Raw genomic sequence first — 7862 nt, 5'->3', positions numbered from 1 at the left:
GGAAAAACCAGAACCGACGAGGGTTCTGGTGTATTTTAGTGCTTTCAAGTTTCAGTTTATAAGCTTATTGATTGAATCAAATTTAATTATCATAGTATTAATAACCTTTTTGAAATATTTCTAACATCTTTAATAGATGTTCCACTTAAGAAGTGCATGTTTGCATACTGTTTTTCAGTCAATACTAAACTCTGAACAATACAATCTTCTCTAATAAATGGAATCAATTGCTTTTCAGTTTCTTTTGTTTCTAAAAAATTGGTACATATTTTGACATATACCGAAAATTGAATTCTTACAAATCCTTCCCTTTCTAACTCCTTAACAAAAATCCGATAATTATGCCGTTCTATTGAAGTAGTAGTTGGCATATCAAACATCACTAGCATTCTCATTATCTGAATCCTCAATTTTTTCTACCTCAAAGCTGATATCATCTTTCTTTTCATTTAAATAATTCAAGCAATCATTTACATATATTTTTATAGCATTTGAAACAAGTTGTCTTTTTCCGTTAAATTTTATTTCATGGTTTAATCTGTCAATTAATCTAGCTTTGTTTAATGTATTTAAATCTGTAATGTCATTCTTAAATACATAATCATCCATAATAAAACGCCATGATTCAATAAGATCCGAACTTAAATTATATGGATTAGCCACGCTACAATGATGTATTCCAAGCTGCAACAAAAAGCCATGACCTGCTATTTCCATACTAATTCTATTAAGTAATACAGCATATCCATAATCTAAACAATTATTTATTGGAAAGCTTTCTTCTCTTCTTTTAAAACCTTTTCCAGCAATTAACGAAAAATACAGATTAGCTACAATAGCCTCTTGATTCGTTTTATCACCGTATTCCAATTTATCAAGATGCTTTTGCATCCCTATAACATTACATTTTAATTCTTGGGCCGTATTAATTTGATTAGATATCTTCCGATAAATAATTTTTGTCCATAAAGTGTTCTTTCTATCCTCACTCCAATTTATTTGCGAATTGATTTTCTTTACTGAAAAAGTTGAACCAATTGGTGATGATAAAGTTATACTTGGTAAAAAATTTTCATCAGCCATCATAAAACTAATTTGATTCTTGGCTATTTCAGATAAAGCTCTAGAAGTTATTACCGCTTCAGGAGTATCAATTATTAAAGACTGTAAATCATTTAAATTTAAGTAATTAGCTCCTTCACTTGTCTGCACGATTATATTATTGTTTGTATAACTAATCCTACATGGATTAGTTATAAATACATCTCTCCACGCCATATTTCTATTTCCTTAATAACTCATAAATGTTATAATTCTTACAGATTGATCTAGCTAATCAATCTCGACTTTTACATCTTAACTAGGTACATCAAAAGTTAAAATAAGATTCTTTATGATATTAAATAAAGAAAGTCGATTTCGTCTATTATTAGACTGGTCATTAGTACCAAAGAAGACCCTCCCACTGGGAGGGTCTTCTTGTTTTCTGATTTATAGATCTCCTAAGCGAACATATTTCTTATGTAAACCTGATGGGGATGAAAATACTAATTGTGTATCATCATTTAATTTCCAAGATTGGAAATACCCCAATCTGCCAGCAAATTCTTCTATTGAGTTCTTTTTTCCATTGAAATATTGAAATATTTTGAACTATTTGAATGAATAGCCTGCAAAATACTAATTATTTCTCCATATTTAGCTTGCAACTTTTCCTTATCGCCATTTGCTTTTAATTTTATGAATTTTTCTTTATTGGCTACTAAAGCTTGCCAAGCAGTTTGTTGATAAGCGATTAATGGACTGTATTGTTCTACGTAATAACAAATTTGTTCAAATGCATTGTTTAACTTTTTATCCATATCTTCATTTTCAAACAATTCAGCTGGTCTTTTGTCTAGTTCTTCTAGCAATTCCATTACATTATTTGGCAGCCACAATTGATCATAATTAGTTGGACCATCAGCACTAACAATCAAATAATGTGCCTTATATTTTGAATTTTCCTTTTTTATAACATCTTGAGCCATAGTAAATGGTAAGATATTCTTTATCAAAATACGATATTGTTTATTCTTAGGCAAATTTTTCTTAATCAACTGATCAATTGCTTTTGAATCCCTAAGATTTAACCCATTTGGAATATTTATTATCTTATATTTTCCTTCGAATTTTATAAGCATCATAGATTTAGTATTAGGGGTATCATAATAACCATAAATAGCAGAATCTAAATTACGTTTCTTAGAAATCGCTTTTTTACTCTGCTTTGCTTTATTGATGGTTTGTTTAAATAATCCTCCACCTTTATTACCATTTTCTATTGGACGATAAACTACAGACATCCATTTAGGATTTCTAAGTTTCTCCAATTGTTTTATAATTTTCTTTTGATTACCTACTATCTCTCCGTCAGAATTAGTAATTATACCATCATGAACTAAATGGTGTTTCTTTCCCTCATTTAACGTAGCGAATCCAAATTTATTTAAATCGATGTCTTTTACTTTTCTTGACACTAAATAATCGTTATAGTCCAACATTGGGCGCAAAGAAGGATAAAGTTTCCACATAAAAACAGCACTAAAAGCAGCTAAATATGCATCTACTGCATGGTGATAGTCATTAACATCTCTGACCTTAAACAAATTGAATTTTTCACGTAAGCTTTGGCTCAATCCTGCATTAATCGCAATAATAGTAGTGTCAGGATATAATTCGTTTAAAATTTGAGCTGTAATTTTGGTAATTGCGCTTGTATCTACTAATGAGCGAGCTATCATTCTACTCTTTTGATGAACATCAAAATTTTTCTCAGTCCAGTCAGTATTGAGATTTTTATACTTCTGTTCAGAAATAAGTCTGCAATCCTTCAAATTTTTCCAAAAATCCTTTTGTTTTGAAAAAGCTTTTACAGCTGGCTTATCTTTTTTGATATCTCTATTATTTTTAACAGATGTTAATACTATATTATCTAAAGAATTATCCGTACCATGTTTAGATCTGGCATAAATATGGTCAATATCATATCTATCTAAATCATTAATATCTATTGGTGTAGAATCATAAATATCTTTACCATTTTGTGTAAAGTACAAATATTCTTTCAAGCCAAACTTTTGTTTATTAGACTTAAAGGAATTAAATTCTTTTTCTAAATTCTTATCCCATTCAATCTTTGTTACTGCATTTTGTAAAATTTGTTGGACACGTTCATACTTAGTTGAATTATTTGCATTTTTCTGAGAACCTCTAGCAAATTCTAAAGATATCATTTTAGGTGCTCGATTATTGAATTGAGTATAGTCATCAACTATAGCAACAAGTTGCCGAATACTTCTTTCATTGTGAGCTGATATTCTAGAATACTGTAAAATACGATTTATTTTATCTTCTCTTGACTCCCCCATAGTAAATTGTTTATTCAATTTTTGGATTTGATCTTTAAAATCTTCTTTTTTAATAATTTGCTGTAAGTTTAAGTCTGTAAACCATAAAATATCTAGAATTGAATATTCTTTATTGTCGTTTAATATTGTCTTAGACTTCAGATCACATAAAAGTTTTTTGGATAATCTTCCCCAGCCTTTGAATTGCTTACTTGCAATCTTATTTAAAGGAAATCCGTCAATCTTTGAAATCTTTAATTTAGATATTTCTTCTTTTTTAACTTTAATAGAGTCTTTATCAAATACAGTTAGAATTTCAACAATCTGATCAATGTCATTTTGATACTTTGGATCACTAATTAGATCTGGAATATCTTCTTTTAACAAATGATATGTACTTAACGATGAATTGAATTTCCCAGTTTCTGGTAGGCCCGTAATTTCACTTGCTTTCAAATCATTATTATATTCATTTACATATGCATTTAAATATCCACAAAGTCGTTGTAAATTCACGTCACCCTTCTTAAATAATTGGTCAAAGATATCCTGCTTTAAATTAACTGATAAGCTCTGCCCCTTAACTTTAATTTTATTCAATTCGTTAAGTACTTCATACTTTTGATAAATCAAACTTGAAGCGGGTAATACTGCTTCCCCTAATATATAAGTATCAGTCGCAGTCATTCTACGAATAAAGTGATTGATTGTTCTACCAAAATCTATTCTTTCATTGAAATTCCAAACAGTAAGTGGAATTTTCTTCTTATCCTTATAACAAACCCATGAAAATTCAGAAGAATTATTTCTATCTAATGGACCAACATAATACGGAATTCTAAAATCAATAAAGCGCTCAAGGTTATACTTTTCATGCTTATTAGTTAAGTCATCTTTAGCTAACCATTCGAAGCCTTTCACTTTAGATTGCGTATCTATTATTCTACGCAATTCTAATTGCATTACTTGATGAGGTAAATTATTATTGTCAAGACCTCTTTGCTTTTTCAAGAAATTGCCTTTATCAATTTGTTCAAAAATAGCTTTTACATATTTATTCTCATTTCGATATGGATAAAAATTATTGGATTTATTGCCCTTAGTTTCTTTAGATATACTTGCGATAAAGGTTTCATAATCTATCTTTTTACCCCTACGTTTAAAATATAAATAAGAATTCAACTTATCCTTCATTGTATTAACAACATCTGGATTTTTAATAGTTTTTAACGCCTTCTTATAGTTAGCCAGCTGCTCTTTAAACTCAGAATATGACTTAACCATACTTTCAAAATACTTACCACCAGGTAGAAGCTCAAAAAGCTTAATTTGTCGATACGTTTTATATAGACTATCTAATAACAAAGTAGCGTTCACGGGATAGGAGTCATACATTACGTCAAGAATATCTTGTGTATCACCACTTCCAAACCGAAATCCTTTAACAGCCTTATTATTAACTTTTATTTCAGCTTCATAATTAAACAACTGTTTTAAGCTTTTACTTGTTACACTTCTTCCCAAAATTAAACTAGCAATACTTTTACACAAAGTCTTGTTTAACTTTTTAGCATCAGACTTTAATTTATCAACTACTAAAAGATCAGCTATATAATCACACTTTTTTGCATTATTAATAGTTTCATCACTCATTACTGACTCTATCTTCTTAGCATTAGTTATGTTAAGAAGATAAGCTTCAGATAATTCATGATTTTTTCCAACTTTTACCAAAGCAGCATTAATTTCATTCAACGCTAAAAAATAATCCAACTTTGGCATTGCAAAGTCTTCTACTTCCCCTTTTTCTAAGAAATTACCTCGATATTTAATTAGAGGATGCATAACTTCAAATATCAACTGCAATCTTCTAGCGGGATCCTTAGGTACACTATCATCATTTTCAATTAGTGAAACCATTGCTTCAAATCTTGTGTTATATTTTGATAATTCAGTATTAAATTTTAACTGTTTCCTATTTTTATCTTTAGGTGATATCCAAGAATTATTAAAAGCCTTGAGATATTCTTTATAGTTGACACCTTTTTCTTCAAAATAAGGGGCCATATATCTTTCAAACTGCTTTAAACGCCAACTTCTATGACTATATCTTCTTCTAGCACCTCTAAAGCTTCTTCTCTTTTCTGCTGTGTTAGCTTTTTTAAATTGAGTTACACCTATTTCTTTTTTATGATGATATTTTAAGATATTGAAATTTTCATCAATGGCAGCATGTCCTGCATTTGAAACACCAGTATCTATACCTAAATAATAAGGCTCTGATTGATTCATAACTTCGTTCCTCTATTCTAATAATATAAATTTATTTTAACCCATTTATAAAACGCTAAAAATAATATATGCAATTTTTTATCGACAAGCATGTCGACGTAATTAATAGTACCTTCATACATGACTATAATTCTTTAAATAAAAAATTAGCGAAACTACCTCGCTAATTTTTATTACTTTTTGAACTGGTATATATACAACTTGTAAAATCATTTTTCTATATTTTAAAGTTTTATACTAATGCCAAACTACTTAGCTGCATCTTCCAAAGCCTTCTGCAGTGCTGGATCAACCGCATGAATATATAAGCCATGAACACCACGAGTTAATAAGACATTGAACTCATTTTTCAACAATTCTTGAGCATAACTCTTACTTGAATCACGTTTTTGCGTAGCTTTACTATTTTCACTTTCTGATGGATCGTGAATAATTCTGCCATCACGATATTTTACTGAAGGTCCCAATTCTACACCAACAAAGTTGAGATCAAATCCTTGAACGGTATAAGTAGAACCGATCTCATTGATCGTATAGTCTTTTTCAGCCCAAGATTGTTGGTTATATTTCACCACTCTACCTGCACGATGATTCTTTTCATATTTGTCACGAGCATTAATTTCATAGTTCCAAGGCATCTGCCAATCGCCTTCACTAACTAACCAATATTTTTGATCAGAAGGTGGTAAAGTCTTACCTCCTGAATAAGGCCAATCAAAAGTAGCTACCATTCGACTAATACCATTTTCTTGATCTTCATTCTTATTACTAATAGCTTGTTCCATTTTTGCAGGATCTGAAAAGATCTTAATTGAATATTTCTCATCTTCAGGAATCTTTCCAATTTTACCGTAATCAATTAAATTACGAATCCATTTAACTGTTTCAGATGACGCATCAATCCGCATTTGATTATGCAAACGAACAATATTTTCTTTACCCGTTTTGTCTTCTAAGATTTTAAAAGCATCCCCATCCCAAACACTTGCTGTAGAAAGAATCTGTTTAGGATCGAAAACTGCCATCACAACCTTAGCTCTCTTCATAATATCCAATAGCATATTAGAACCTAATTTAGGTCCCTTTTGATTTTTACTATTTGAATATGATTGATTGTTTTGAGTTAGCAATAAGTGAGCTTCATCTACTAAAGCAATATCAACCTTTTCATCTGGATAAGTGTTCTTGATAAAAGTTACTGGCTTTTCAACTTCAACATTGTCTTCTTTATCAAATAGCTTTTTGGAGATTTCTTCGTAGACTTTTAGTTGTTCATTTTGATTAACCAACATTGCCACTGATAATCGTTTGTTAGATTGTTGATCATCTTCTTTGCGATTTTCATTCATCAAATGATTTTCATGAACAAGATCATAAAAAATATTACTCATTAAAACTGTCTTACCAGAACCTGCATCCCCTTCAACCAAGATTAGTTTTCCATCTTTTTCTCGATCTGATTTTGATTCAATTAATGCCTGATTGATTTTTTCGATAATTAAACTTTTGGCTTTTAATTGTTCTGAAGTAAGCTTGTTAAAAGGTGAAGCTTTAAATAATGCTGAATCTTCTAATAATTTTTGAGCAGGAAAAAGTTCTTTATTTTTCTTGTTCAGGCCTTTCCAAATATATTTGAAGATAATATCAAATTCTTTGGAATTATAATACTTATTCTGATCATTAAATCGACGATTATTAAGTTTTGAAACAGCCGGTACACTACTTAAATATTGCATCAATCTGTTTTCAACATCCAAAGTCATTGATTTATTGAAGTGTTCATGACCTATTACATACATATCAACATTAGATGAATCCTTCAAATCTGAGAAATCCGACCTACTTTTAGGATCAGATTCAATATGCTGAATCGTTCGCCGTTGAATATCATTAGTTTCACCAACATAGACGGTATATTTATGTCTTTTCTTTTCTGTTGAATCATTAATTACATAAACAGTTGGATATTCAGTTAATAAAGATTGCGCTTTTTGATTATCAGCATATTTTTGATCAATTTCTTGATTTAATTTGGTAGCAGTGTCTTGATTATATTTAGTTTCAAAAATAATTGGTGCTTTGATTTTTTCTGACAATTAACTTCACCTTAACTCTTAGTATGTTTAAATTATAGCCTATTCAATTGAAGCCGCGCAATTTATGATAAAAGCAGTTTTCACA

At 29.7% G+C, this 7862-nt stretch carries 4 protein-coding genes; all 4 read right to left on the bottom strand.

Annotated features, from left to right (window positions below; all coding sequences use genetic code 11):
• Positions 1-89: 89 nt before the first annotated feature.
• The gene (gene cas2 / locus FC46_RS06790; protein WP_057799112.1) at positions 90-395 is read right to left on the bottom strand and encodes a CRISPR-associated endonuclease Cas2; all 306 of its coding nucleotides are present in this window, start codon (positions 393-395) and stop codon (positions 90-92) included.
• On the bottom strand, positions 373-1278 hold the full coding sequence (gene cas1, locus FC46_RS06785; protein WP_057799110.1) for a type II CRISPR-associated endonuclease Cas1: 906 nt from the start codon (positions 1276-1278) through the stop codon (positions 373-375). Before cas1 ends, cas2 begins: the two co-directional genes overlap by 23 nt.
• A gap of 332 nt (positions 1279-1610) precedes the next feature.
• A complete protein-coding gene (gene cas9, locus FC46_RS06780; protein WP_057799108.1) occupies positions 1611-5681 on the bottom strand; it encodes a type II CRISPR RNA-guided endonuclease Cas9 in 4071 nt (1356 codons plus the stop codon).
• 248 nt (positions 5682-5929) lie between these two features.
• Positions 5930-7777 carry a DUF2075 domain-containing protein gene (locus FC46_RS06775; protein WP_057799107.1) on the bottom strand — a complete coding sequence of 616 codons (1848 nt, stop codon included), beginning with the start codon at positions 7775-7777 and terminating at the stop codon, positions 5930-5932.
• Positions 7778-7862: the final 85 nt, after the last annotated feature.

Origin of the sequence: Lactobacillus kalixensis DSM 16043, from assembly GCF_001434335.1 — a bacterium.
In the GTDB taxonomy this organism is placed as follows: Bacteria; Bacillota; Bacilli; order Lactobacillales; family Lactobacillaceae; genus Lactobacillus; species Lactobacillus kalixensis.
The sequence above is the reverse complement of the archived record's forward strand: the minus strand, read 5'-3'. Positions and strand labels throughout refer to the sequence as shown.

Bases quoted from the DNA above. Each gene is read 5' to 3' on its own strand.
- cas2 (WP_057799112.1), bottom strand. From the start codon at position 395: ATGAGAATGCTAGTGATGTTTGATATGCCAACTACTACTTCAATAGAA.
- cas1 (WP_057799110.1), bottom strand. From the start codon at position 1,278: ATGGCGTGGAGAGATGTATTTATAACTAATCCATGTAGGATTAGTTAT.
- cas9 (WP_057799108.1), bottom strand. From the start codon at position 5,681: ATGAATCAATCAGAGCCTTATTATTTAGGTATAGATACTGGTGTTTCA.